Origin of the sequence: Haloplanus ruber (genome assembly GCF_024494725.1) — an archaeon.
GTDB lineage: Archaea > Halobacteriota > Halobacteria > Halobacteriales > Haloferacaceae > Haloplanus > Haloplanus ruber.
Genome location: NZ_JANHDK010000001.1, coordinates 1135284 through 1161155, shown reverse-complemented (window position 1 = coordinate 1161155; position 25872 = coordinate 1135284). Strand labels below are relative to the sequence as shown.

General features: G+C 67.9%; 29 protein-coding genes. 12 read left to right on the top strand and 17 right to left on the bottom strand.

Annotated elements, in window-relative coordinates; genetic code table 11:
- Positions 1–36: 36 nt before the first annotated feature.
- From NO878_RS06235 to NO878_RS06220, 4 genes are read right to left on the bottom strand one after another with little or no spacing between them, the layout of a single operon-like run.
- A complete protein-coding gene (locus NO878_RS06235; protein ID WP_256405097.1) occupies positions 37–2532 on the bottom strand; it encodes an aerobic carbon-monoxide dehydrogenase large subunit in 2496 nt (831 codons plus the stop codon).
- Positions 2529–3179 carry a (2Fe-2S)-binding protein gene (locus tag NO878_RS06230; RefSeq protein WP_343218048.1) on the bottom strand — a complete coding sequence of 217 codons (651 nt, stop codon included), beginning with the start codon at positions 3177–3179 and terminating at the stop codon, positions 2529–2531. Before NO878_RS06230 ends, NO878_RS06235 begins: the two co-directional genes overlap by 4 nt.
- The gene (locus NO878_RS06225) at positions 3176–4063 is read right to left on the bottom strand and encodes an FAD binding domain-containing protein (protein WP_256405096.1); all 888 of its coding nucleotides are present in this window, start codon (positions 4061–4063) and stop codon (positions 3176–3178) included. Before NO878_RS06225 ends, NO878_RS06230 begins: the two co-directional genes overlap by 4 nt.
- Entirely contained in the window at positions 4060–4656 is a 597-nt protein-coding gene (locus NO878_RS06220) for an SRPBCC family protein (protein WP_256405095.1), read from the bottom strand. The genes NO878_RS06225 and NO878_RS06220 overlap by 4 nt, the downstream gene beginning before the upstream one ends.
- Before the next feature lie 145 nt (positions 4657–4801).
- On the opposite strand from NO878_RS06220, the gene NO878_RS06215 reads away from it, so the two are divergent.
- A complete protein-coding gene (locus NO878_RS06215) occupies positions 4802–6022 on the top strand; it encodes a molybdopterin molybdotransferase MoeA (protein WP_256405094.1) in 1221 nt (406 codons plus the stop codon).
- Positions 6019–6624, top strand: coding sequence for a nucleotidyltransferase family protein (locus NO878_RS06210; protein ID WP_256405093.1), 606 nt, complete (start codon positions 6019–6021; stop codon positions 6622–6624). The genes NO878_RS06215 and NO878_RS06210 overlap by 4 nt, the downstream gene beginning before the upstream one ends.
- Here NO878_RS06210 and NO878_RS06205 read toward each other — a convergent pair.
- Together NO878_RS06205 and NO878_RS06200 are read right to left on the bottom strand one after the other, a co-directional pair.
- Positions 6621–6770, bottom strand: coding sequence for an AbrB/MazE/SpoVT family DNA-binding domain-containing protein (locus NO878_RS06205; protein WP_256405092.1), 150 nt, complete (start codon positions 6768–6770; stop codon positions 6621–6623). The two genes, NO878_RS06210 and NO878_RS06205, sit on opposite strands and share 4 nt — an antisense overlap.
- Positions 6771–6825: 55 nt before the next feature.
- Entirely contained in the window at positions 6826–7113 is a 288-nt protein-coding gene (locus NO878_RS06200; RefSeq protein ID WP_256405091.1) for a hypothetical protein, read from the bottom strand.
- 151 nt (positions 7114–7264) lie between these two features.
- Here NO878_RS06200 and NO878_RS06195 point away from each other — a divergent pair, with 151 nt between their 5' ends.
- Together NO878_RS06195 and nreA are read left to right on the top strand one after the other, a co-directional pair.
- Positions 7265–8233 carry a transcription initiation factor IIB gene (locus NO878_RS06195; protein WP_256405090.1) on the top strand — a complete coding sequence of 323 codons (969 nt, stop codon included), beginning with the start codon at positions 7265–7267 and terminating at the stop codon, positions 8231–8233.
- Between the two features lie 76 nt (positions 8234–8309).
- Complete coding sequence (nreA, locus tag NO878_RS06190) at positions 8310–9560, top strand: DNA repair protein NreA (RefSeq protein WP_256405089.1); 1251 nt, start codon at positions 8310–8312, stop codon at positions 9558–9560.
- A gap of 72 nt (positions 9561–9632) precedes the next feature.
- Here the strand turns inward: nreA and NO878_RS06185 are convergent, their stop codons facing one another.
- The 3 genes from NO878_RS06185 to NO878_RS06175 all read right to left on the bottom strand — a co-directional run bounded on the left by NO878_RS06185 (position 9633) and on the right by NO878_RS06175 (position 11221).
- Complete coding sequence (locus tag NO878_RS06185; RefSeq protein ID WP_256405088.1) at positions 9633–10073, bottom strand: DUF302 domain-containing protein; 441 nt, start codon at positions 10071–10073, stop codon at positions 9633–9635.
- A gap of 196 nt (positions 10074–10269) precedes the next feature.
- Complete coding sequence (locus NO878_RS06180) at positions 10270–10932, bottom strand: CPBP family intramembrane glutamic endopeptidase (RefSeq protein WP_256405087.1); 663 nt, start codon at positions 10930–10932, stop codon at positions 10270–10272.
- A gap of 1 nt (position 10933) precedes the next feature.
- The gene (locus NO878_RS06175; RefSeq protein WP_256405086.1) at positions 10934–11221 is read right to left on the bottom strand and encodes a DUF5789 family protein; all 288 of its coding nucleotides are present in this window, start codon (positions 11219–11221) and stop codon (positions 10934–10936) included.
- Positions 11222–11345: 124 nt separating this feature from the next.
- Between NO878_RS06175 and NO878_RS06170 the strand changes: the two genes are divergently transcribed.
- Positions 11346–12257, top strand: coding sequence for a cell division protein CdpA domain-containing protein (locus NO878_RS06170; RefSeq protein WP_256405085.1), 912 nt, complete (start codon positions 11346–11348; stop codon positions 12255–12257).
- Between the two features lie 39 nt (positions 12258–12296).
- Here the strand turns inward: NO878_RS06170 and NO878_RS06165 are convergent, their stop codons facing one another.
- The 4 genes from NO878_RS06165 to NO878_RS06150 are packed head-to-tail and all read right to left on the bottom strand — an operon-like array spanning position 12297 to position 15180.
- A complete protein-coding gene (locus NO878_RS06165; protein ID WP_256405084.1) occupies positions 12297–12746 on the bottom strand; it encodes a Mut7-C RNAse domain-containing protein in 450 nt (149 codons plus the stop codon).
- A complete protein-coding gene (locus NO878_RS06160) occupies positions 12743–14533 on the bottom strand; it encodes a DNA polymerase/3'-5' exonuclease PolX (RefSeq protein ID WP_256405083.1) in 1791 nt (596 codons plus the stop codon). Before NO878_RS06160 ends, NO878_RS06165 begins: the two co-directional genes overlap by 4 nt.
- Positions 14530–14973 (bottom strand): DUF5788 family protein, encoded by a 444-nt coding sequence (locus NO878_RS06155; RefSeq protein WP_256405082.1) that lies wholly within the window; start codon positions 14971–14973, stop codon positions 14530–14532. The genes NO878_RS06160 and NO878_RS06155 overlap by 4 nt, the downstream gene beginning before the upstream one ends.
- A gap of 21 nt (positions 14974–14994) precedes the next feature.
- Positions 14995–15180 carry a hypothetical protein gene (locus NO878_RS06150; protein WP_256405081.1) on the bottom strand — a complete coding sequence of 62 codons (186 nt, stop codon included), beginning with the start codon at positions 15178–15180 and terminating at the stop codon, positions 14995–14997.
- Between the two features lie 126 nt (positions 15181–15306).
- On the opposite strand from NO878_RS06150, the gene NO878_RS06145 reads away from it, so the two are divergent.
- Positions 15307–17136 carry a flippase-like domain-containing protein gene (locus NO878_RS06145; protein WP_256405080.1) on the top strand — a complete coding sequence of 610 codons (1830 nt, stop codon included), beginning with the start codon at positions 15307–15309 and terminating at the stop codon, positions 17134–17136.
- 6 nt (positions 17137–17142) lie between these two features.
- On the opposite strand, the gene NO878_RS06140 is transcribed toward NO878_RS06145, so the two are convergent.
- Positions 17143–17892 (bottom strand): helical backbone metal receptor, encoded by a 750-nt coding sequence (locus tag NO878_RS06140; RefSeq protein ID WP_256405079.1) that lies wholly within the window; start codon positions 17890–17892, stop codon positions 17143–17145.
- An 86-nt stretch (positions 17893–17978) separates the two neighbouring features.
- Between NO878_RS06140 and NO878_RS06135 the strand changes: the two genes are divergently transcribed.
- The 3 genes from NO878_RS06135 to NO878_RS06125 are packed head-to-tail and all read left to right on the top strand — an operon-like array spanning position 17979 to position 20170.
- A complete protein-coding gene (locus NO878_RS06135) occupies positions 17979–19043 on the top strand; it encodes a DNA-methyltransferase (protein ID WP_256405078.1) in 1065 nt (354 codons plus the stop codon).
- 3 nt (positions 19044–19046) lie between these two features.
- The gene (locus tag NO878_RS06130) at positions 19047–19727 is read left to right on the top strand and encodes a type I 3-dehydroquinate dehydratase (RefSeq protein WP_256405077.1); all 681 of its coding nucleotides are present in this window, start codon (positions 19047–19049) and stop codon (positions 19725–19727) included.
- 44 nt (positions 19728–19771) lie between these two features.
- Positions 19772–20170 (top strand): DUF7575 domain-containing protein, encoded by a 399-nt coding sequence (locus NO878_RS06125; protein ID WP_256405076.1) that lies wholly within the window; start codon positions 19772–19774, stop codon positions 20168–20170.
- On the opposite strand, the gene NO878_RS06120 is transcribed toward NO878_RS06125, so the two are convergent.
- Entirely contained in the window at positions 20171–20443 is a 273-nt protein-coding gene (locus tag NO878_RS06120) for a winged helix-turn-helix domain-containing protein (RefSeq protein ID WP_256405075.1), read from the bottom strand.
- A 146-nt stretch (positions 20444–20589) separates the two neighbouring features.
- Here NO878_RS06120 and NO878_RS06115 point away from each other — a divergent pair, with 146 nt between their 5' ends.
- Both NO878_RS06115 and NO878_RS06110 read left to right on the top strand, forming a co-directional pair.
- Complete coding sequence (locus NO878_RS06115; RefSeq protein ID WP_256405074.1) at positions 20590–21294, top strand: class I SAM-dependent methyltransferase; 705 nt, start codon at positions 20590–20592, stop codon at positions 21292–21294.
- A gap of 44 nt (positions 21295–21338) precedes the next feature.
- A complete protein-coding gene (locus tag NO878_RS06110) occupies positions 21339–22241 on the top strand; it encodes a glycosyltransferase family 2 protein (protein ID WP_256405073.1) in 903 nt (300 codons plus the stop codon).
- Between the two features lie 13 nt (positions 22242–22254).
- On the opposite strand, the gene NO878_RS06105 is transcribed toward NO878_RS06110, so the two are convergent.
- Positions 22255–23016, bottom strand: coding sequence for an SAM hydrolase/SAM-dependent halogenase family protein (locus NO878_RS06105; RefSeq protein WP_256405072.1), 762 nt, complete (start codon positions 23014–23016; stop codon positions 22255–22257).
- Entirely contained in the window at positions 23013–23528 is a 516-nt protein-coding gene (locus tag NO878_RS06100; RefSeq protein WP_256405071.1) for a nicotinamide-nucleotide adenylyltransferase, read from the bottom strand. Before NO878_RS06100 ends, NO878_RS06105 begins: the two co-directional genes overlap by 4 nt.
- A 166-nt stretch (positions 23529–23694) precedes the next feature.
- On the opposite strand from NO878_RS06100, the gene lonB reads away from it, so the two are divergent.
- The gene (lonB, locus tag NO878_RS06095; RefSeq protein WP_256405070.1) at positions 23695–25872 is read left to right on the top strand and encodes an ATP-dependent protease LonB; all 2178 of its coding nucleotides are present in this window, start codon (positions 23695–23697) and stop codon (positions 25870–25872) included.

Here is a 25872-nt window from a genome sequence, read left to right as displayed (position 1 = left end):
CAGTGTGCTCGAAAATGGGGCGGCGGCTCGCCCCGGTTAGTCGTCGGCCGGCTCTTCACTCGTGTCGAACGCGAAGTCGACGTTCGCGCTGGGTTCGAGCGTGAGTTCGGCCTCGTCCAGCGCTTCCCAGACCGCGTCGGGTGTCATCGGCATCTCGACGTGCGAGACGCCGGAGTGACTCATCGCGTCGACGACGGCGTTGACGATGGCCGGCGGCGATCCCACCGTCGGCGACTCCCCGACGCCCTTCGCGCCGATGGGGTGGTGGGGCGAGGGCGTGACCGTATGCCCTGTATCGAAGTTGGGAATCTCCTTGGCCGTCGGCAGGAGGTAGTTCATGAAGTCGCCACCCGTGACGTTCCCGTTGTCGTCGTAGGTGACGTGTTCCATCATCGCGGTGCCGATCCCTTGGGCGAGGCCGCCGTGGATCTGCCCCTCGATGATCATGGGATTGATACGGTTGCCACAGTCGTCGACGGCGACGAACTTCTCGAAGTCGACCTCGCCGGTCTCGCGGTCGACCTCGACGATCACGATGTACGACCCGAACGGATAGGTCATCTCCGGTGGGTCGTAGTAGTTCGTCGCCTCCAGCCCGGGTTCCTCGCTTCCGGGGTGGTTCATGTAGGCGCCCGCCGCAATCTCGGTGATCGTGATCGAGCGCTCCGGGGCGCCAGCGACGTGGAACTCGCCGGACTCGCGGTCCCACTCGATGTCCTCCTCCGCCGCTTCGAGTTCGTTGGCGGCGATGGATTTGGCCTTATCGCGCACCTTCCGGGCGGCGACGGCGGCCGCCGCGCCCGCGACAGGGGTCGACCGCGAGCCGTAGGTGCCGAGTCCGTACGGCTCCGTGTCCGTGTCGCCGTGTTCGACGACGATGTTGTCGACGTCCATCCCGAGTTCCTCGGCGATGATCTGGGCGAACGTCGTCTCGTGTCCCTGACCCTGTGTCTGGACGCCGACCCGCAACACCGCGTTGCCCGTCGGGTTCACCCGCAGGTCCGCGGAGTCGAACATCTCGATGCCCGCGATGTCACACTGCTTGCCGGGGCCTGCGCCGACGACTTCGGTAAACGAGGAGATGCCGATGCCGATCAGCTTGTCGGCGTCTTCCTCGATCCGCCGCTGCTGTTCCTCGCGGTAGTGGTCGTAGTCGGCCATCTCCAGCGCCTTGTCGAGCGCCTTCTCGTAGTCGCCGGAGTCGTAGTTCCACCCGGTGGCGGACTCGTAGGGGAACGCATCCGAGGGGATGAAGTTCCGCCGACGGATCTCCGCGGGGTCGAGGTCGAGTTCGTCCGCGAGTACCTTCACCATCCGCTCGATGAGGTAGACCGCCTCGGTGACGCGGAACGAACACCGGTAGGCGACCCCGCCGGGGGCCGTGTTGGTGTACGCCGCCGTCAACGACCCGTGGGCCGCCTCGATGTCGTACGACCCCGTGAAGATGTTGAAGAAGCCGGCCGGGAACTTCGACGGCTGGGCCGCCGCGTTGTACGCGCCGTGGTCGGCGAGCACGTCGACTTTCACACCCTTGATCTCGCCGTTCTCCGTCGCGGCGAGTTCGCCCGTCATGTCGTAGTCGCGGGCGAACCCCGTCGTCTGGATGTTCTCCGAGCGCTCTTCGACCCACTTCACCGGCCGTTCGAGGACGTACGACGCCGCGGCGGCGACGACGTAGCCGGGGTAGATCGGCACCTTGTTACCGAAGCCACCGCCCACGTCCGGGCTCACGATCCGAACCTTGTGTTCGGGGATTCCCGACACCTGTGAGAACAGGGTGCGGTGTGCGTGGGGTGCCTGCGAGGTCATGTGGACCGTCATCTTGTCGTCGCCAGGGTCCCAGTCGGCCACGCAGCCACAGGTCTCGATGGGTGCCGGGTGGAGGCGCTGGTACTCCATCTGCTCTTCGACGGTTACGTCCGCCGCGTCGAACACCGCATCGGTCGCCTCCGCGTCGCCGGTCTCCCAGTCGAAGATGTGGTTGTCGTCCTGATCGTCGAGTTCCTCGCGGATGACCGGCGCGTCGTCCTCCAGTGCCTCCTCGGCGCCGATGACCGGATCGAGGACGTCGTACTCTACTTCGACCTTCTCGGCCCCGTCCTTTGCGGCGTAGCGGTCGGTCGCGATGACCGCCGCCACCTCCTGGGACTGGAACTTCACCTTGTCGTTGACGAGCACGTCCTGGGTGTCGTCCATGAGCGTCGGCATGGTCGCCAGGCCGTGTTCGAGCAGGTCGTCGGCGGTCAACACCGCCACCACGTCGTCGAGCGCCATCGCCCGCGAGCCGTCGATGTCCTCGATCCGCGCGTGAGCGTGCGGACTGCGGACGATTTCGCAGTGGAGCATCCGCGGCTTCTTGATGTCGTCGACGTAGTTGCCGCGACCGGTGATGAAGCGTTTGTCCTCCTTGCGGGTGACCTCCTCGCCCATTCCGCCACGGCCGTGGCCACAGTGTTTCTCGGGCTGTGGCCCACCGTCGTCGTCGTGTTGGTACTCCGTCGGTTCGGTCGTGTTGTCTGATTCGCTGCTCATGTGTCGTCACCTCCAACGTCGTCGAACTGCGGATCTGCACCCTCGACGTGGGGCGTCTCCGTCGATGGGCCGCCACAGCAGTTCTCGACGCCGCAGTCGAAGTCGTCGTCCGCAAACCGCTGCTCGGCGGTGACAGTGCCGCCGTCCGCGGCCGCTGGCTCCTTGTTCAACTCGTCGGCGGCGTACTCGATGGATTTGACGATGTTCTGGTAACCAGTACACCGACAGAGGTTGCCGCTGATTGCCTCCCGGATCTCGCCCTCCTCGGGGTCGGGGTTCTCGTCCAGCAGGGCCTTCCCCGACATGATCATGCCCGGCGTACAGTAGCCACACTGCAGCCCGTGTTCTTCGCGGAACCCTTCCTGCAGCGGGTGCAGTTCGCCGCTCGCCTCGGGCAGATCCTCCATCCCTTCGACGGTCATGATCTCGCTTCCGTCGGCCTGGACCGCGAAGGTCAGACAGGACTTGATCGGCTCGCCGTCCTTGAGGACGGTACAGGCGCCGCAGTTACCCGTGTCACAGCCGATGTGAGTGCCAGTCAGGTCCAGGTCCTCGCGGATGGCGTGGACGAGCAGTTTGCGCGGCTCGGCCTCGACCGTCCGCTCGGTACCGTTGACCGTCAGCGTGATTTCGCGTTTGTCAGTCACTGTGGAACCCTCCGCTTGACCGCGCCGGCACGCTCCGCGGCGTCGCCGAGCGCTCGCTGCGTCAGCACGTCGACCATCCGCTCTTTGTACCCGGCATCGCCGTGTTCGTCCGACTCGGGGTTCGACGCCTCGGCAGCCAACTCGCCGGCCTCTTCGAACAGGTCGGCGCTTGGCCGCTCACCCTCGAGGTGGGCCTCCGCGTCGGCCGCGCGGGCGTTCGTGATGTCCACGGCGGTCATGCCGATGCCCGCGTCCTCGATCCGGCCGTCGTCGTCCAGGACGAGTCGAGCCGCTACCCCGGCCATGGCGTAGTCGCCGGTCTTGCGTTTCAGCTTGTGGTACGCGCTTCCCTCGCCCTCGACCGGCGCCGGGACGCGAGCCTCCGTCAGGAGTTCGTCGTCCATCAGCGACGTGTCGTACGGCAGGAGGAAGAGTTCGTCTACGGGGATGGTCCGCTCGCCGTCCGGTCCCCGCGCGGTCACCTCGCCGTCGTGGGCGATGAGGACGCTTCCCCAGTCGCCCTTGGGATCGGCCTGTGCCATCGACCCCACGACGGTGCCTTGATTCCGTATCTGGGGGTCCGCGATCAGCGGTGCCGCGTCGGCGAAACTCCCGTAGCGGTCCGCGATGACGTCCGTGTCCTCGACATCGGCGTGACGGGCCAGGGCGCCGATCCGCAGGTAGCCGTCCTCCTCGTGGAGGTATTCGAGCGAGTCGATGCCGTTGATGTCGATGACGGTGTCGGGCCGTGCCAGCCGAAACCGGAGCATCGGGACGAGACTCTGCCCGCCCGCGAGAATCGTCGGCTCGTCGAGACTCTCCAGCAGGCTCACCGCCTCCTCGACCGTCGTCGGCTCGTGGTGTTCGAACGATGCGGCCTTCATAGCATGTTGCGCAGCCTGTCGGTGACGCCGCTGTCGGCCTCCTCGTCGACGTCGGTCATCTGCTGCTCGATGTTGTTGAAGAAGTTGTTCACGATCTTATTGGAGACGGGCTTGATGACCCGGGACCCGAGCTGTGCGATGCGGCCCGAGATGTCGGCTTCGGTCCACCACTCGATCCGCGACCCCTCGCCGTCATCCAACTCGTGGATACGCATCCCCGAGTTCATGCTGAAACTGCTCCCGCTCGCATCGCCGCCACCGCTCGCTAGCATCTCGAAGGTCTCGTCGTCACGATCCGTGATGGTGACCGTCGTCTCGAACTGTGGTTTCACGCTTCCGACGCCCACCTGCATCAGCGCCGCGTACTTCTGGCCGGCGACGAACGCCCGGTCTGCCACCTCGTCCGGGTCGGCCTCCGGGAGCATCTCGACGTCCTCCTCGGCCTCGTACTCGTCGAAATTGAAGTCGTCGTCCATCGGGGCGATATACCGGCACCCCTTCAGTGCGTCGCGAACCGCCATCGGGTCCGAGAGAACACTCCACGCCGTCTCCGGTGGTACACTTTCCAGCTCGAATTCGCCTTCGAAGTTCATCGGCCGATCCCTCCGCGTCGTCGTACATTGAACACCATCATCTTTTATAACCCTCCACTATGTGCATACTATTAGCACGGATCGTAGTATGAGGAATCATAGTAATAAAAGTTAGTGACGTACTTTCGTACCCTAAGTCAACACTATGTCGGACCACACCCACGACGATCTGATCGACTGTGACGAGGCTGCCGAACGGGTCAGTGCCCTCCGCGAAGCGTGGCTGTCACGTCTGGGGATCGAGACGGTTCCGCTCGACCGCATCGCCGGCCGCACCGTCGCCGAGCCAATCGATGCTCCGGTCGATGTCCCCGCACACAGTCACGCCACCATGGACGGGTTTGCCTTCGATGCGACCGATTCCTACCCGTTCGACGTCGTCGACACCGAGGTCTTTCCGGAGGACGACCCTGGCGCCATCGACGCCGGCGAGGCGACCCGCATCGCCACGGGTGCCCCGCTCCCAGCAGGGGCCAACGCGGTGTTGAAACGCGAGGAGGCACGGGTCACGGACGGCCGACTCGACGGGACCGACCTCGACCCCGGGACCTACGTCTACGAGCGCGGGAGCAACGTCGCCGAGGGCGAACGACTGTTCGCGGCCGGAGAACGTCTCGGTCCCAAGGACGCCATTCTACTCGCCGACCTCGGCGTCGAATCGGTGGCCGTCCGCGACCGCTTCTCGGTGGGGCTGCTGGCGACTGGCACCGAGATTCACGAGGGGAGCCAGCGTGACCTCGACTCCGCGATGCTCGCCGGCCTGGTCCGGTCGTGGGGTCACGAGGCTACCTACGAGGGGACCGTCTCCGACGACTACGACCGCGTCGAGTCGCGCATCGCGGCGCTCGCACGTGACCACGACGTGGTGATGACCACCGGCGGGACCAGCGTCGGCGACAAGGACTTCGTGGTACGGGCACTCGACAGCCTCGGCCAGATTCACTTCCACCGCGTGCGCCTGCGCCCGGGAAAGCCCATCGCCGTCGCCGAACTCCCCGATCACGACGCCGTTGCCTTCGCTATCCCCGGCAAACCCGTCGGTGCCCACGCCGTCACGAGCCTCGTCGCCCGCCCGTTTTTCACCGGCGACACCGCACTTCCGACCGTTACGGCACGACTGGCTCGCGCCGTCGGCATCGGCGCCCCCGGCTTCACCTACGCGGTCCCCGTCACCCTCGACGACGGGACGGCCACCCCCCTCGGTCACGCCGACTCCCCGCTGTCGGTGTACGAGGACACCTTCGATCCCAGTGTCCTCTCGTCGAGCACGCGTGCGACACGGGCCGACGGCTTCGTCCTCACCGAGTCGGCGGTCGACCGTGGTGACGCAGTCGAGGTGGTCCCCTACCCGGTCGTCGAGCGATGAGTCTCCCGGTCGTCACCCCGCCGTTCGACGCCACGGACTCGTCGTCGGTCGCCGGTGTCCTCCTCGCCGCCGGCACTAGCGACCGGTACGGTGACCGCAACAAACTGCTCGCGACCCACGACGGCGATCCGCTCGTTCGTCACGCCGCGCGGACGCTCCTCGATGCGCCGGTCGACCCGGTCGCCGTCGTCGTCGGCCACGAGGCCGGCCGAGTCCGTGCCGCACTCGCCGACCTCGACGTGGAACTCGCCTACAACGAGGATTACGCGAGCGGCCAAGCGTCTTCGGTCCGGGTCGGCGTCGACGCGGTCCGTGATCGTGCCTCGGCGGTCGTCGTCGCTCTCGGCGACATGCCGTTCGTCACGCCGGCCAGCGTCGAACGACTCGTCGACGCCCACGCTGCCGGGGTTGGCGACGCGCTCGCGGCCGCACACGACGGCACACGAGGGAATCCGGTACTCTTCGCCGACCGCTTTTTCGACGCTCTCGCCGACGTGACCGGCGACGTCGGGGGGCGGGAACTCCTCCTCGAACACGGGCAACTCGTCGAGACTGGTGACCCCGGCGTCCGGCGCGACGTCGACGAACCCGACGACCTCTAGTCGTCCTGAGGCTCGACGACGATCCGGCCCTCCTCGACGTGCCACTCGACCCGGTCGCCGGCGCCGATGTCGAGAAAGGTTCGTACCGGTTTCGGGACGGTGGTGAGGTTCTTCTCCGAAATCTTCGTATCGCTGAGCTTGCCCATCGGTCACAGCCACGGGCGTAGCGCATACATAGTTTATGCTATACCACCCTGCCGGTCATCCGGTCGACTTCCAGCGGTGGGCGCCGCCGTCGGAAGCCCGGTCGAAGTCCAGGTCGAAGCGGTCGGAGTCGAGCAACACCGGGCCGGGGACGTATGCGTCGTCGCCGACGGGTTCGAGGAGGTCACGCTCGGCCATCGTCGAGAGCACGTCGCGGACCGTCCGCTCCCGCCCGGGGATCAGGTTCGCCTCCTCGATGACGCTGTCAACGTCGACACAGCCCTCGAGAAGCGCGAGCCTGATGGCTGATACCCAGGCGGGTTCCCGCCGCATCTCCCGACACATCAACGAATAGGTGTTAGGTTCACCGGATAAGTCCTTCGCCCGTCACCGGCCCGGCGCCCCGGAGTCTGACATCGGCCCCGAACGCTTCGAAGGGCGGCGTCGGTGGCAGCCAAGGAATTAAGTAACCGCCAGCTACGAGTATAAAAACGCGATGACACGGCCCACCCGCCAGCGGGAAGACAGAACGCGATGGCAGGGCGAGGAGGAGGAAGAAACCGACGACACGGATGTCGATCTCGACGATCTCGATCCCGAGGATCTCGTCAGGACGGCGGATGGCGAACTGATCCACGAGGAGACCGGCCTCATCATCGAGGAAGAGCAGATCGATCCCGGGCCGGAGTGGCGGGCCTTCAACCACCAGGAACGCCAGGAGAAATCGCGGGTGGGCGCCCCAACCACCCAGACGATGCACGACAAGGGGCTGACGACGACCATCGACTGGAAGGATAAGGACGCCTACGGGCGTTCTATCTCCTCTCGGAAGCGCTCACAGATGCACCGACTGCGAAAGTGGCAAGAGCGCATCCGGACGAAGGACGCGGGCGAGCGAAACCTCCAGTTCGCGCTGAGCGAAATCGACCGGATGGCCTCGGCGCTGGGCGTCCCGCGGTCGGTACGGGAGGTCGCCTCGGTCATCTATCGCCGTGCGCTCAACGAGGACCTCATTCGCGGGCGCTCGATCGAAGGTGTCGCCACCGCCGCCCTCTATGCCGCCTGTCGCAAGGAGGGCATCCCCCGGTCGCTGGAAGAAATCTCCGAGGTGTCACGAGTCGAACGCAAGGAGATCGGTCGGACCTACCGCTACATCTCTCAGGAACTCGGCCTCGAGATGAAACCCGTCGACCCAAAGAAGTACGTCCCACGATTCTGTTCGGAACTCGAACTCAGCGAGGAGGTCCAGTCGAAGGCCAACGAGATCATCGAGACGACCGCCGAGAAGGGACTGCTCTCGGGCAAGTCTCCGACCGGCTACGCCGCGGCGGCTATCTACGCCGCCTCGCTGCTCTGTAACGAGAAAAAGACCCAGCGCGAGGTGGCCGACGTCGCCCAGGTGACCGAGGTCACCATCCGCAACCGCTACCAAGAGCAGATCGAAGCGATGGGCATCCACAGTTAGGACCTCCCGCCGGGATGCCCCGCCCGCGGACGACCGACAGCGACAGTATCAAACCCTCGCCACTGCTACCGCCTCCATGCGCCTCGACGACTTCGTCGACATCGAGGCGAACGAACGCGCCGAGCGACGACGCCTCGCCGCGGAGAAATCCTACGAGATCCTCGATCACGTCGAACGCGTCACCGACCGGATCGAACGCACCGTCTCTGGCGACGCAGTCGTCGGTAGCGTCTCCCCTTCCATCTTCGTCGGCCGGTCGAACTACCCGCGGGTGTCGACCGGCATCCTCTCGCCGGTCGGGAACGAGGGCGACGCCGGACGCTTCGTCACCAGCGGCGCGTGGTACGACGAGGGCGTCGACCTGACGGAGGTGTTCCGCCGGCGGACCAGCCTGCTCAACTCCCGCCGCTCGGCGTCGGTCGACGCCGCGGATACTTGGGAGGGCTTCGTCGGCGTCGGCCGGGAGGTAGCCATCGCCGACCGTCCGGTCGACGTCGAAATCGGTCTCGACGCCGACCCGACCGTCGACTTCGACGCCGACGGCGCCTCGGCCCCGACCGGTCCCAGCGCCCCCGCCCGGTCGGCCAGCCTCGGCGAGAATCCTCACGTTCCCCGGGCTGTCGAGAAGACCCTGGAGGACGACGACTGGCGCGCCGAGGGGGCGATCAACTACCTCTATCGCCGCGGGTTCGACGTTTACGAGGTGAACACCATCCTCTCGGCGGGGGCCTTGGGACGGGCGGAGCACCGCCGACTCGTCCCGACGCGGTGGTCGATCACCGCCGTCGACGACACCGTCGGAGGGTTCTTGCGCGGGTCCTTGCGCGACGCGCCGAGCGTGAACGGGGTGGAGATCCACCGCAACGAGTTTCTCGGCAACGCCTACTGGGTGATCCTCGCGCCCGGCCAGTGGGAGTACGAACTCGTCGAACTGAAGGCGCCGGGGAGCGTCTGGAATCCAGACCCCGAGGCTGGCATGTGGCTTGCGGCCGACCGCGAGGGCTACGAGGGGCGCACCGGTTACGTCGAGGAGACGGCCGGGGCGTACCACGCGGCGCGGTTGGCGGCGCTGGAACACCTCGACGACCGGGGCCGGCAGGCGAAGTGTCTCGTCCTGCGGCACGTCTCCGACGACTACTGGGGACCGGCCGGCGTCTGGCAGGTCCGCGAAGGCGTCCGCCACGCCTTCGATGGCGAACACGCCACTGCCGAGACCCTCGCCGACGCGGTGCGGGGTGTCGCTGACTACCTCCCTGCGTCGCTCGCCGACCTCCGGCGCAAGTCGACGATGGTCGCGGGTCTCCAAACCACGCTGGACCAATTTTGATCCCGCGTCCCACCGCCACATCGCTTCGCTGGACGCCGTGACAGCCGCGGGTTCACGGCGGCGGCAACGATCCTACAGCGCGGCGAACGCGGCGTCGACCATTTCGCCCGTCTCGGCGACGACGTTCGCCATTTCGTCGTCGTCGGGCGCGAGGCCGACCAGCCGGCCGATTCGCATGATGCTCACGTGATAGACGACCTGAACGCCCGGCTCCGTCTCCCAGACGACGACATTACACGGGAACAGCGCGCCCATCCGGCCGTCGCTGGCGTCGAGGACGCGGTCGGCCATCGTGGGGTTGCACGCCCCGAGTACGTAGTAGGGGTCCCGGTCCGCGTCCACCTTCTCGTTGAGGAGGTCGGACGGCGAGAACTCGACGGGGACGCCGAACCCTGCCGCCGCGAACGTCTCCCGGACGTGTTCGATGGCCGCCTCGTGGTCCATCTCCAGGGTCGCCCGTTTTTCGCCGATGTCCGCCGCGTCGAGAACCGAGGGGTCGATGGGGAGTGTCACACTCGCCGTAACGCACGCCGGCCGAATAAACCACTGCCGAGAGTCCCGGTGTCTCGTCCTGTTCGGACCGGCGTCGACGACTCCCGACACGCTGTGGTACCCACGAAGGGCCCACAACGTCGTGTGCGCTCTCCGACGAGCCACGGCCGCGACGGCCACCTCGCGCCCACGGCGCATCGTGCGAGCGCGGCCGTCGCTACAGCGGGACTGGAAGCCACGAGAGCAACCGAACGACCGTCGCCGTCGGGACGAGCGGCGGGTTGAGCACCAGCCAATCGAGCAAGGCGAGTCCACCGCCGTGGGCCACTACCGAGGGCAGGATCGACTCGCTCCGATAGTCGACGGCGCCGAAGAAGACGTCGGCCGGCGCGGACAGGAGCAGTTCTATCGGCGGCTTGTGGATGTGATGGAAGGCGTAGACGACGGGGCTGATGAAGACACTCTTGAGTCCGAGTTCGCGGATACCGACACAGAGCAACCCCCGGTAGTACGTCTCGGCGGCGGCGGCGACGACGAACTGAGCGGCGGCGTGTGGCAGGAAGGTTGCGAGTGCGGTGTCGGTCGCCCACATGGGGTAGTACGTTCGGATCGTCGGCAGCGACGCTCCGACGACGTAAAACGGCGTGACGACGAGGGCGAGCGCGACGGTGTTGCGGAGCACGCGCCGGTCGACGCGCCACCCGATGTCGCGGCTGCGACCGACCGCCAAGACACAGGGGAGCCCGATGAAAAGCGTCACGTCCCGAACCAACCGTGCGGGCAGACTGGTAGGCGGCACGCTCCAGAGCGACCAGAGAACCGAGAGACAGAGACCGGCGAGCAGCGATGTTCGCACCCAAGAAAGCCGGGGGCGGTTCACCTCACTCCTCGGCGGTAGCGACTGGTCCCGTCCCGATCACCGACCGCACGGCGGACAGGAACGTCTGTCGCGTATCGAAGTAGGTTTCGTCGACGTCGTCGAGCACCGAATCGAGCGTCCGCGGTCCATCGGGGGTCCGAATCGTCGCCGTCCCCTCTTTCCGTCGCACGTTGCTCGCTTCCTGCGGCCAGGTGAGCCGGGAGGCGACGCGTGCGAGCGGTGCGCCCTCGACCGGTTCGCCCTCTCCGAGTTCGACCGCCGGCTCCGTGTCGTCCTCGTCCTCTGCCATGTTTCGGGCTACTCTCGCCCGGGAGTTAATCCCTTCGAACCGCCCGGAACCGCTCGCTCCGCCGACACGCCGTCACACGCCCGTCTGACGTAGGGTTTTGTGGGTGGGTGGCGTAGTCTTGGCTATGACCAGTCTCGGGGAGGTCTACCACGGAGACGACCGGAGCGGTCCGGGTCTCCGGCAGATCTACGCGGGGGCGAGCCTCTTTCTCGTTGGCATCGTCCTCGTCGTGGCGGGGATCGTCGTCGCCACGACGGACGTGTTACTGGGCGGTGGAATCACCCTCCTCGACGTGCGCGAGTACGGCGGCATCCTCGCCGGTCTCGGCGTGCCCGCCGTCTTTCTCGGCATCTCGGCGGTTCTCCCGGCGGAGCGGTCGACACGCGCCGCCGCCGGCATCGGCGCCAGCGTCGCCGTCCTCGGCGTCGCACTGTTCGCCCACGCCTACCCCTGTCGGTGGTCCGGTGCCAACTGCGCCCCCGGTATGGTCGATCTGACGCTCCCGACCGCCGGCATCTACTTCCTCGGCGCGCTCACCACCTTCTGGTGTCTGTTCGTCGGCATCGCCAACTTCAAGACGCGCAACGATCCCGGCGGCACCGTCACGATGGAGGTGACTCGCCAAGGCGAGACGAAGGTGATCGAGGTGGATCGCTCGAACTCGGGCGGCGGGGTCGGCCTCGGCGGCGGCGTCGCCGGCCCGACGGGGACCGTCGATTCCGGTGTGAGCGACGGCGGGGCCGACGCCGACGATATCCGCGAGGTCACCACCGTCACCTCGACGTCGGACGGCGGGGCGGCTGGGACGTCGCCTCCCCAGTCTCCACCCTCCCCGTCCGGACCGACCGACCGGGCCGACGAGACCTGGAAGTCGACGGCCGCGGCCGACGCGACCACCGACGCCGCCGACCGCTACTGCGGCAACTGCGAGCACTTCGAGTACGTCCGTACCGAGCGCGGCATCCAGCCCTACTGTGGCTACCACGACGGCGTCATGGCCGACATGGACGCCTGCGAGGACTGGAGCAATCGCTGATCACGCGGTCCCGCGTCGTCGGTCTGGACGGAGTCGCCGCTAACCGTCGTTCAGCCGTCGCCGCACGTCGTCCCAGTGACTCCCCATCCAGAAGTGGCCGCCACACCGCCTGCACCGCCAGACGTCGGTCGTCGCGGGGTCGGGCGCGTCCGCTGGCGTCGTTGTCGACGCGTCGACGGGAGCCAGCGGGCCGTTACACCGCCCGCACCGTCGCGGCCGCTCCGGGAGCGAGAGCGACACCCCCGCCTCGCGGAGTTCGTCCAACTGGCCCTCGATATCCCGTGCCGTGAGTCGGATCGCCGCTGCCGTCCGCGCGGCGAGGGCGGCGTCACGGGTGAGGAGCCGTCGGTCCTCGTCGCGTGCGAGTTCCCGGACCGCGTCGTCGGCCTCGACCTCCCGGTCGAGGGCGTAGGCCGTATCGTAGCCGCACATCCGCAGGTAGGTCGCCAGTTTGCCGAGCATCGCGTCACAGAGGAAGCGGTCCGTCACGCGAGAAACGTCGACAGCGACGCGACTGGCCGGCTGTTCACCACGTCGTCGGTCTCGGCCCACCCCCGGCGCGCGGTGTGAACGCCGTACCGCCGGAGGTCGAACTCGTTCACTCCGTGGGCGTCGGTGTCGACGGCGATGGGCGCACCGGCCTCGATGGCGGTCCTGACCCCCGCGTCGTTCAGGTCGAGACGGTGGGGGTTGGCGTTCACCTCCAGGGCCGTGTTGGCGTCGGCGGCCGCCGTGGCCAGTCGGTCGAGGTCCGGATCGAGTCCCGGTCGGTCGTTGATGCGTCGCCCGGTCGGGTGGCCGAGGATATCCGTTTCGGGGTGTTCGACCGCGGCGACGAGCCGATCGGTCGCCGTCTCCCGATCCTGGCCCAAGGCGCTGTGGGGCGAGGCGATCACGAGATCGAGGTCGGCGAGCACGTCGTCCCCCACCGAGAGGTTGCCGTCGGCGTCGACGTTGGCCTCGACGCCGTGGAACACCTCGATGTCGGCGGTGGCGTCGCCCGCCGCGTCCGCGACGGCCGCCATCTGCTCGCGCAGGTCGTCGTCGTTGAGGCCGACGCCCCCGACCATTCCCGGCCCGGTGGCGTGGTCGGTGATGGCGACGTAGTCGTCGCCACGCTCGGCCGCCGCGGCGATCATCGCCTCGACCGATTCGGTCCCGTCGGACCAGTCGGTGTGGACGTGGAGGTCACCGCGAAGGTCACCGGGGGCGAGGAGAGTCGGGAGGCGCCCCGCTCGGGCCGCTTCGATCTCGCCTCGATCCTCGCGGAGTTCCGGCGGGACGAGCGACAGGCCGAGGGCGTCGTACATCTCTGCCTCGGTCGCGCCCCCGACCCGCCGGCCGGCGCGCTGATCGTCCCCGTCCGCTCCGGCGCCCGACGCTGTCCGGCCGTCGGCGTCGCGGTGCGCCTCGCTTACGTCGAACACGCCGTACTCGTTCATCTTCAGATCGCGCTCGATGGCGATGTTCCGGAGATGGACGTTGTGGTCCTTGCTCCCGGTGAAATACTGGAGTGCCGCGCCGAACTCGTCGGGAACGACCACCCGACAGTCGACCCGGAGTCCGCGGGCCCGGACGCTCGCTTTCGTCGTCCCCGACTCGATTACGTCGTCGACGGCGTCCCAGTCGAGAAAGGCGTCGACGGCCGCGGGGGCGTCCTCACTGGCCACCAACACGTCGACGTCGCCGATGGTCTCGCGCCACCGGCGGAGCGACCCTGCGAGTTCGGCGCGCTCGACCGGGTCCGCGCCGCGGAGGCGGTCGCGGATCGCCTCCGCGACCGGGCGGGCGTCGCCGAGGCGTTCCCGCTTCTGGGCCTGGCGCGCGAAGGGGACGTTCTCGCGGATGTTCGCCTCGGTCTTGGCGCCAAATCCCGACACTTCGCGGATCTCGCCCGCCTCCGCGGCCGCCTCCAGTTCGTCGAGGGTCGTGACCCCGAGCGCCTCGTAGAGCGCGCCGACCGTCTTCGGGCCGACGCCCTCGACGCTCGTCAGCGCCGCCATGTCGACCGGGAGGTCCGCTCGCAGTTCGGCCAGTTCCTCGATGTCGCCGGTCTCTGCGTACTCGACGACCTTCTCCGCGAGCGCCTCGCCGACGCCGTCGATTCGCTCGACTGCCTCGACCCCTTCCGCCACGAGGTCCTCGACCGGCGTCGGATGTTCGCGGACGTTCTCGGCGGCGCGACGGTAGCTCCGGGGTTTGTACTCGACGCCGCGGGCTTCGAGCAGATCGGCCATCTCCTCGAAGCGGGCCGCCACCTCCGCGCTCAGGCTCACGGCCGCCCCCGGGTGTTGTGACTCGTGTCCTCGTGACCGAGCGCCTTCCGCAGGAACTTCATCCAGCGCTTGCGATCCGCGGCCTCCTGGGCTTCGGCCTCGTGTTCGAGGTCCGCCGTCCCGAGCGCCTCGAGGGCGTTGAGCGCGCGGTCGATGCCGATGATACTCTCGACCAAGCGCTCGCCCTCGGCGTAGCTCACCTCACCGTCCTCGATGGGTTCGAGCCGCTCGAGTCGCTCGCGGCGGAGGTTCCGCTTTGCCTGTTCGACACGCTCGCGTTCGCCTTGGGGCACCGTGTCGCGGCGTTTGATCTCGAAGACGAACTCCTGAAGATCCACCTCCTCGCCCTGCACGTCGATGGTTTCGGGGATGGTCGCGCCCACCGTCGCCGCCTCACGGTTGACGCGTTCGAGGAGCTGCTTGCGCTCGAACTCTTTCACGCGACCCCCTTCGCGTGCCGCTCACTTCGCTCCTTCGCCCGTGTCGGCGTACGGCTTCCCAACGTCGGAGTTGCCGCCGAGGGTGGCACCCGCGCGTCGCGCGATGGTCTCAGCGATGGCGACCGGAACGAGGATACGCGACGGGCCGGATCGGGCCGTCCCGCGCCTCCACTCCCCGTCGGTGCCCAGTCCGGCGGAGTTCGGCACTCGCGGCGGGCGATCACGCTACCGACCGCCGAACCGGACTCGGGCGTGTCGTCGCACCTACTGGCCCAAAAGCGTGGGACAGCCGAGACAGAAAGTTCTTGAGCACGGCCCGACCATCCTCGCCAAATGGATCGGTCCCGCGACGCCGCCGGCGTCGAGGTCAGCGTCGTCCTCCCCGCCTACAACGAGGCGCGGACCATCGAGGGGACCGTCGAGACGACCCTCACGACGCTCGCCGACTTCCTTCCGCCGAGGGCCTTCGAGGTAATCGTCGCCGAGGACGGCTGTGCGGATCGGACTCCGGAGATTGCGGACCGACTCGCCGCCGCCGACGACCGCGTCCGCCACGTCCACAGCGACGAACGGCTCGGCCGCGGCGGCGCGCTCGAACGCGCCTTCGCCGCCGCCGACGGCGAGACGCTCGTCTACTTCGACACCGACCTCGCGACCGACATGCGGCATCTGGAGGAGCTGATCCAGCGGGTTCACACCGGCGAGGCGGACGTGGCGACCGGGTCGCGGTGGATGCCCGGCCGGGTCGCCGAGCGCCCCGCCAAACGCGGTATCCCCTCCCGGGCGTACAACGGACTCGTTCGCCTGTTTCTCCGCTCACCGCTCCGCGATCACCAGTGTGGATTCAAGGCGCTGAACCGCGAGGCCTTCGAGCGCCTCCACGGCCAGGTCGAGGACGAACACTGGTTCTGGGACACGGAGCTACTGATCCGCGCCCAGCGGGCCGGCTTGGAGGTGGCCGAGTTCCCCGTCGAGTGGGAGCCGAAAGGCGATACGAAAGTCGACCTCGTCCGCGACGTGTTCGGGATGGGTAGCCAGATCCTCCGGCTCTGGTGGCAGGTGTCGGTAAGTCCCCGGATCACCCGTCGGGTGAGCGTCGGCTCCGGGGTGCTCTTGACGCTCCTTGCGCTCGCGCTCATGACGCTGTATCTCGATCCGGGTGCCGTGCTGGCGGAGCTGGAGGGTGCGAATCGCCGGCTGGTCGCGCTCGCGGCCGCCGTCTACCTCCTCTCGTGGCCGCTTCGCGGCGGCCGCTACCGCGATATTCTCGTCGAACTCGGCTACCGCGAGCGCCTCGGCTTTCTCACCGGCGCGGTGTTCATCAGCCAGACCGGTAACCTGGTCTTTCCCTTCCGCGCGGGCGATGGCGTGCGTGCGTACGTGATGAAGGCACGCCGCAACATCCCCTATCCGACCGGCTTCGCCTCCCTGGCCGTCGAGCGGGTGTTCGATCTGCTGACCATCACGGTCCTTGGCGGTGCGGTCCTCGTCGGATACGTCCTCACCGGGGCGACCGACTCGGTGGTGGCGACGCTCTCCGGGAGTGTCCCGGGCGTCGACCCACGGAGCGCCCGGACGGCCCTGACGGTGGCGGCAGGCGTCGCGGCCGCGGCCGTCCTCGCTACCGCCGCCATCGTCGTTTCCGCCCGCCGCGACGGCAACCTGATCCGGCGGCTGATCGCCCGCGTTAGCTCCGACTCCTACGCCGACTACGTGGCAGGCATCCTCGAATCGTTCGTCGGCGATATCCAGGCCGTCGCCGCCGACCGCGGCGCCTTCGCTCGGGTGGGCGCCAGCAGTCTCGCCATCTGGGCGCTGGACGTGGTGACCGCCATCCTCGTCCTCGCGGCCTTCGACGTGGCGCTTTCGACGCCGACGCTCGTCGCCGTCGGATTCTTCGCGGTCAGCGTCGGCAATCTGGCGAAGGTGTTGCCCCTCTCTCCCGGCGGCATCGGACTCTACGAGGCGGCCTTCACCCTCCTCGTCGCGGGACTGACGCCCGTGACCGGTGCCACCGCCTTCGGCGCCGCCGTCCTCGATCACGCCGTCAAGAACCTCGTCACCGTCGCTGGCGGTATCGTCTCGATGCTCGCGCTCAACGTCTCGCTGACGACTGCGGTGGACGAAACGGGCGCCGCGGAGCCGGACCCCGAGGCGGAGTAGCCCGCCTCACCACTCGTGAAACAGGTCGGCCAGCCGTTCGATCCCATCGAGCAGGTTCGGGCTTGGCTGGTTCAAGAGCGCGTCGTCGACGACGTGGACCGCCGGGTCGATAGCCCAGTCCCGGTCGGTGATCGTCGCGGGGTCGACGTCCGTCCCCTGGCCACAGAGGTGGAGAACGGCGTGGTCGGGGTCGGCCGCCTCGACGTCGGCGGGGGTGACCGCCCGCGAGCGCTCGCCGGGGTCGACGAAGGGGTAGTGACCGCCGGCGGCGGCGACGGCCTCGGGTACCCAGTTACCGGCGGCCATCGGCGGCTCCGCCCACTCCTCGCAGTAGACGGTCGGGCGCTCGTCCGGGGCCCGGTCGCGGAGGCGAGCGAGGCGCTCACGACTCCGAGCGGCGAGGGCGGCGCCCGCGTCCGGTCGGCCGACGGCCCGACCGAGTTCGACGAACCCCTCGATGGCGCCGTCGAGCGTCGTGGCGTCGGTGTGGTGGACTGCGGGTCCGCGGCTCCGGATGGCGTCCCGGAGGTCGGACTGCAGGGCGTCACCGGTACAGACGAGGTCCGGATCGAGGGCTTCGAGGCGGTCGAGGTCGGGGGTCAGCCACCCACCCAGGACTGCCGGATCGGCGTCGACGTCGGCCAGTTCCTTCGGGCAGTGGCTCGTGACGCCGACGAGGCGGTCGGCGACGCCGAGTTCCCGAAGCGTCACCGTGGCGGCCGGTGCGAGCGAGACGAGGCGACGAGGCTCGGACACGGTCGATCCACGAGGGCGACTCATATGAACGCCGCGGCGTGTCGCGACCGACACCGATACCTGCCGGGCGCCGGGACGTGGTAGCGATGCGGACCACACACGAACTCCACGTCGGCGACGCGGCCGCGATGGACGCGGTTGCCGACGAGTCGGTCCCACTGGTCGTCACCTCTCCTCCCTACCCCATGATCGACCTCTGGGACGACCTCTTCGCGGGACGGGACCCCGACGTACGCGCGGCACTCGACGCCGGCGACGGTGACGCCGCCTTCGAACTCATGCACGCCCAACTCGACGCTGTCTGGGACGAACTCGACCGCGTGCTGGCGCCCGGGGGCATCGCCTGCATCAACGTCGGCGACGCGACCCGTTCGGTCGGCGGCGAGTTTCAGCAGTTCCCGAACCACGCACGGATCGTCGACGCTCTCCGCTCCCGGGGACTGACCCCGCTTCCCGACGTGCTCTGGCGCAAGCCGACAAACAGCCTCGCGAAGTTCATGGGGTCGGGCACGCTCCCGACGAACGCCTACGTCACCCTCGAACACGAGTATATCCTCCTCTTTCGCAAAGGTGGGACCCGCTCGTTCCCACCGGGCGACGACGACCGGTACGAGAGCGCCTTCTTCTGGGAGGAGCGCAACCGGTGGTTCTCGGACCTGTGGGAGGTTCGCGGCGAGAGACAGGGCGAGAACGGGGACACGGAGCGTCGGGACCGCTCGGCGGCTTTCCCCGTCGAGATTCCGCTCCGTCTCGTCCGGATGTTCTCGGTGCAGGGCGACCAGGTGCTCGATCCCTTCGCTGGGACCGGGACGACGGCGCTCGCGGCCATGCTCGCCGGCCGAAACTCGGTCGGCTACGACCTCGACGGCGACCTCTTTACCGCGCTCGACGACCGGGTGGACGACCTCCCGACGATTTCGCGCCGGCGCGTCGCCGACCGCCTGGCGCGCCACCGGGAGGCGATGGCCGACCGAGATGGCGGGTACGAGGCCGAACACTACGACTTTCGTGTCGTCACGAAGGCCGAGCGTCGGATTCGACCGTCCACCGTCTCGGCCGTGACCGCGGCGACGCTCGACGACGGCCGGCGCTATCTAGTGGATCACGAGCCGGCCGACGGGAACGACTTAATCCCGGACGACGAACGGTAGCCCATGGACTTCGACTCGCTGGTGCTCGCGGCGGCGACGGCTGACCTCGACGACGAACCCGCGGCCCGCGCCCACGCCGACGCCGTGGAGTTCCGGATGGACCTCGCGTCGGATCCGCTGGTCGCTCTCGACGACTACGACGGCGACCTGCCGATCATCGCGACGAACCGCGACCCAGCCGAGGGTGGCGACGCCGACGGGCCGGAGCGGGCGCGTCTCGACGTTCTGGAGACGGCGAGCGGCTACGACGCGGTCGAGGCGGTCGATATCGAGGTGTCGAGTCTCAGGGAGCCGCCCGGTTCGACCGTGGCGGCGACGGCACGCGACCGCGGGGCCGCGGTCGTCGCCTCGGTCCACGACTTCGAGGGGACGCCCTCGGAGTCGCGGCTGGACGACCTGCTCGTGACGGCGGCGGACCTGGGAGACGTGGGAAAGGCAGCGGTGACGGCCACCGACCGAGGCGACGCGCTGACGGTCCTGTCGGCCACCCACGCGGCGACGGCCCGTGGCGACCGGGTGGCGACGATGGCGATGGGCGAGGCCGGGCGACACACGCGTGTGGTCGCCCCCCTCTACGGGTCGACGATTGGATACGCGCCGGTCGATCCCGCCGAGGCGACCGCGCCGGGACAGTACGACCTGGCGACCCTGGCGACGCTGATCGAGCGATTGGGCGGGCGGTGAGACCGACCGAGAGTATAAGCGAGTGGCGCGTCGACTTCGGAGCGATGATCGACGCGGAACGCCGGACGCTCCTCGCCGTCGCGATCAGCGTCGGTGGCGCCGCCGTCGGCGTCGCCGGGGCGGGACACGCCTATCTCCGGGAGTGGGGACGCGCGTTCGCGTGGTTTTCCCTCGTCCTCGGGACGGGACTGGTGCTCGTCGCAGCCTTCGCGGACCCGGAGACGGCGACGCTTTCGACCCTCCCGCTTCGGGTGACCGGCCCGGTGGTCGTGCTTCTCGCGCTGAACACGGTCGATACCTACGCCGTCGCGCGTCGGGAGCGGAGCGTGACGGCCGTCGATGCCGACGAGCCGACGGTTCCGTGTCCCGCCTGTGGGCGCGAACTCGACCCAGACCTCTCCTTTTGCCCGTGGTGTGCCGGGTCGCAAACCGAAGAGGAGTAACTACGTCCGCAGGAAGTAGACCTGCTTGCGGGCGTCCTTGAAGCTGTACCGGGAGCCGACGATGTCGGACTCCTCCAGCCGGTTCAGCGCGTACCGAACCGTCCGGTCGGGGAGCAGTGACTCCTCGGCGAGTTGGCCCTGTGACAGCGGCGAGTCGCTCTCCAGCACCTTAGCGACGAGCTTCGCACTCGGGGGGAGTTCGCGAAGCCGCTCGCGGTATTCGCTGGTCGTCAACCGGTCTTCACCGACGGAATCTGCCGCTGTGGTGCTCATAGCCGTACCTCCCAGCCGGTAGTGGTAAAGGTTATCTCCATATGCGTGCATATTCCGGGAATACCTTATATGTCCTAATCTATCACGGCCGGCCGTCGCGCCCGCATCCAGTACGGTTTTAATCTTCGGGCAGAGAGACGCGAACCGTGAAAGGAGAGGAGTGGTACCAGACGGACGAAGTCGCCCAGGCGTACGACGCCAAGCGGTTCTCGCGTGGCGGGCGACTGATCGACCGCCGGGAGAAACGGGCCGTCCTCGAAGCGCTGACCCCCATCGAGGATCGGCGGGTACTCGAAATCGCCTGTGGAACGGGACGGTTTACCGTCATGCTGGCCGAGCGCGGGGCGGACATCGTCGGTCTGGACATCTCCTCGGCGATGCTGTCACAGGGACGGGAGAAGGCCCGGGCGGCGGGTGTGACCGACCGCATCGAGTTCCTTCGCGGCGACGCGGCGCGACTCCCGTTCCCCGACGACCACTTCGATACCGTCTTTGCGATGCGGTTTTTCCACCTTGCCGACACGCCGGCGAAGTTCCTCGCAGAGATGTGTCGCGTCTCGAAAGAGCAGGTGTTTTTCGATACGTTCAACGACCGTAGCACCCGAGTTCTCTACAACTGGCTGCTCCCGATGGGGTCGCGGCTCTACGGTCGCGAGGAGGTCGACCGACTCATCGGCGGCGCGGGCCTCGAACTGGCCGACGCGAGTCACGACTTCGTCCTCCCGTACGGGTTCTACCGAAAGATTCCCAACCAGTTGGCCGGCGCCTTCCGGTCTGCCGATACCGCCATCGGCGACACACCCCTCGGGAACGCCCTCGCATCCGTCTCCTACTGGAACACGCGCGTTTGAGGCGAGTGGGAATCGTTATAGTGTCGGAGGCGGTGTGACCGGATATGGATCTCTCGGTAGTGATACCGACACTCAACGGCCGGGACCACCTCGCGGCGGGGCTCGACACCCTCGCCACCCACGTCCCGGACGCTGAGGTTGTCGTCGTCAACGGTCCGTCGACGGACGGCACTACCGGGATGGTTCGCGAACGCGACGACGTCGATGTCCTCGTAGAGGTGTCGACCCGCACCGAGAACGTCTCCCGCAACGCCGGGTTAGAGGTCGCGACCGGTGACGTGGTGGCCTTCCTCCGCTACGACCTCGTCGTCGAAGCCTCGTGGCTCGACGGTCTGCGCGACGGGTTGGCCGACGCACCGGTCGCCACCGGCCCGACCCACCGCACCCTCGGCGGCGGGATGACCACCGAGGAGTCCGAGCGCCGAACGATCGGGTCCCGCGAGGTGACGTATTTCAACGGCGGCAACGTCGCCTTTCGGCGACGGGTCGTCGACGCCCTCGACGGCTTCGACGAATATCTCGAAACGGGCGGCGACCGCGACGCCGCTCACCGACTGGCCGCGCTGGATTTCGACGTGGCTTGGCGACCGGAGATGGGCGTCCGACGGGAGTACTCCGCCGACGGCGGCGTGGCCACCGGCGACCGTGGCGCCGAGTTCCGGGCGCTCTCTTACCGCCTCGTCAAAAACTACGGGATCAGGCCGGCCGTGGCCACGGGAACGATCCGACGGGCCGCCCGGGACGCCCTCGCTGCGGGCCGAGACGTCCTCCGCGGTGATCTCGATCCGACAGAGTGGTTCGCCACCGGCCGTGCTGTCGTCGGCGGCGTCGCCCGCGGCACCGCCGACGGGGTGATCGCCCGCGTCAAGGACCGTTCGCCCACGCGCAACCCGCACGGTATCTCGGATCGCTCCGACCGCGCCGTCGCGCGATACGACTGGCGCTGATCCGTCGCGCTCGCTACGCCATCCGGACCGCGTCGCCGGCCGTCAGGTCGAACTGTTCGTCGCCCCGACCCCGATTCACGTCACACTCCACGTAGCCGTGACTGCCGACGGTGACGAGCGGCTCACCCGGGGCGACCGACGCGAACGTCTCCGCGACGGGAACCTGCTCGCCGTTCACCGTCACCGCCTCCCGGCCGTCGAGGAAGTCTCCGGGGACGTTCGTGACGACGTTGCCGAAGTCGTCGACAGCGAGGACGGTCCCCGCGGCGGCGTCGGCTTCGACCGTCGCCTCGGGCAGGTCGACGGTCGTCGGGTCGGCGGGCGTCAGGCGGTCGTGGGCGTCGAGTGCGCCGTACCCCTGCGATCTGACGACTTCGTGGACCCTCGCCGCCAGGGGCGCGAACACGTCCCGGCCGTGGAAGGTGGTGGACGCCGGGTCGCCGGGATCGGCGTGGAACCAGTCGACGCCGTCGTCGCCGGCAATCCGTCGCGCGGCGGGGATCAGCAGGCCGTTGTCCGGGCCGACGAACGTGTGACCGCTCGCCCGGCCGACGAGGACGCCCCGGTCGGTGCCGACGCCGGGGTCGACCACGGCGAGGTGGGTCGCCGGCGGGAAGGTCGGCAGCGTCTCACGGAGCCAGAATGCCGACTCCCGGACGGCACCGCGGGGTAGGTCGTGGGTCACGTCGACGAGGCGAGCCTCGCTCTGCCGGCAGATGACACCCCGCATCGCCGCGGGGTACGGCGAGCCGAAGTCGGAGGCGAGCGTGATCACGTCTCGTTGGTGTCGGTCTCGCTCACGCGCTGAATCCGCTCGATGCCATCGATCTCTTCGATCACGTCGACCACCGGGTCGGGGACGAGGTGGCGCCACTCGCCGCCCTCGTCCATGCGTTCCCGGAGTTCCGCACCCTCCAGTACGCCGCGGTTGAACATGGGCGACTGGCGGACCTCGACGCCGGCCTCCGTGAACAGTTGGATGACGAGCGGGTTGTTCGAGTACGCCACGTCGAAGGAAGGCGACATGCTCCGGACGTGACTCACCCAGACGGAGTTCCGGTCGAGGTCCTCGATGGGGACGACGTAGCTCGTACAGTCGAACTCCGCGACCGACTTGGTGACCATCATCACGCGTTCGCCCGCGGTGAAAGGATTGCGGCGCGAGTGGGAGTGGCCGGCGGAGCCGATTCCGAGGACGAGTTCGTCCACCTCCGAGACGATCTCCCGGACCATCCGATGGTGGCCGTCGTGATACGGCTGGAACCGGCCGATATAGAACCCACGCATGATGACGACGTGCGCACGAGCATTTATAAATTCGACGAGTCGTGAAATGGGGCGTATTTCCACCGTAGACGGAGTGTCACGCCCGATCCGTACACTTCGACGCTGATACTGGGGGGAGAAAGTATATCAGTTGCGCACCCTTCAGTCTGACCAACGATACCGTTCTATGAACGACGACACGAACACGGACGAGCGCCCCCCCGATGGCGAGGAACACAGTTCCTCGAACGGCCGGACGCGATCCGGCGACGAACGGGACCGGGTCGACCCCGACCCGTCCCGTGACGATCTTGGTGGGGCCGACGACTGGGAGGACGACGTCCCTGTCCCGTCCGATGGACCGGAATCCGGCAACGGCCAGGCCGACGCGCCGGCCGACGAACCGGACGAGCGGACCATCGACGACCTCGGCAGTGACGTCCAGATCGACGCCGAAATCGACGAAGAGTCCGAGGACGGCCTCCTCGGCGGCCTGCAGATCGATTCGACCGCCGAGATCAAGGTCCCCGACCGACTCGTCGATCAGGTGATCGGCCAAGAACACGCCCGCGACGTGGTGATGAAGGCGGCCAAACAGCGCCGTCACGTCATGATGATCGGCTCCCCCGGGACGGGGAAGTCGATGCTCGCGAAGGCGATGAGCGAACTGCTTCCCAAGGAGGAACTGCAGGACGTTCTCGTCTATCACAACCCCGACGACGGCAACGAACCGAAGGTGCGGACGGTGCCCTCGGGGAAGGGCGATCAGATCGTCGAGGCCCACAAGGAAGAAGCCCGCAAGCGCAATCAGATGCGCTCGTTCCTGATGTGGATCATCATCGCCATCGTGCTGGGCTACTCGCTCATCATCGCCGGCAACATTCTGCTCGGCATCCTCGCGGCGGGGATCATCTACCTCGCCTTCCGCTACGGCTCCCGTGGCTCCGATGCGATGATCCCGAACCTCATCGTGAACACCGCCGACCAGCAGACGGCGCCGTTCGAGGACGCCACCGGTGCCCACGCGGGTGCCCTGCTCGGCGACGTGCGCCACGACCCGTTCCAGTCCGGCGGCATGGAGACGCCGTCCCACGACCGTGTCGAACCCGGCGCCATCCACAAGGCCAACAAGGGCGTGCTGTTCATCGACGAGATCAACACGCTCGACGTGCGCTCCCAGCAGCATCTCATGACGGCCATTCAGGAAGGCGAGTTCGGCATCACGGGTCAGTCCGAGCGCTCCTCGGGTGCCATGGTCCAGACCGAACCCGTGCCCTGTGACTTCGTCATGATTGCCGCGGGGAACCTCGACGCCATGGAGAACATGCACCCCGCGCTCCGCTCGCGGATCAAGGGGTACGGGTACGAGGTGTACATGGACGACACCATCGAGGACACCCCGGAGATGCGCCGGAAGTACGCCCGCTTTATCGCCCAAGAGGTCGAGAAGGACGGCCGCCTGCCCCACTTCACCGACGATGCCATCGAGGAGGTCATCCTCGAAGCGCGGCGTCGTGCGGGCCGGAAGGGCCACCTCACGCTCGAACTCCGGAACCTCGGCGGCCTCGTCCGGGTCGCGGGCGACATCGCTCGGGCCGACGACGCCGAGTACACGACCCGCGAACACATCCTGCAGGCGAAGGGTCGCTCCCGGAGCATCGAACAGCAGCTCGCGGACGACTACATCCAGCGGCGCAAGGACTACGAGCTCCAAGTCGCCGAGGGTTACGTCCCCGGCCGCGTCAACGGCCTGGCTGTCATGGGCGAGGACTCCGGTATCGTCCTCCCGGTGATGGCCGAGGTGACTCCCTCGCAGGGGCCGGGTGAGGTCATCGCGACCGGTCAGCTGAAGGAGATGGCACAGGAGGCAGTCTCGAACGTCTCGGCCATCATCAAGAAGTTCTCCGACGAGGACATCACCCAGAAGGACATCCACATCCAGTTCGTCCAAGCGGGCGAGGGCGGCGTCGACGGCGACTCCGCCTCCATCACCGTCGCCACCGCGGTCATCAGCGCGCTGGAAGGCGTCGGTGTCGACCAGTCGCTCGCCATGACCGGATCGCTCTCGGTCCGAGGCGACGTCCTCCCCGTCGGCGGCGTCACCCACAAGATCGAGGCCGCCGCAAAGACCGGCTGTGATCGGGTCATCATCCCCGAGGCTAACCTCCAAGACGTGATGATCGAAGACGAATACGAGGACATGATCGAGATCATCCCCGTCAGCCACATCAGCGAGGTCCTCGACGTGGCGCTCGAAGGCGAACCCGAGAAGGACTCGCTGGTCGACCGCCTCAAGACGATCACGGGCTCCGCGCTCGACAAACAGAGCGTCAGTCAGGGCCCGAGCAGCCCCAGCCCGCAGTAA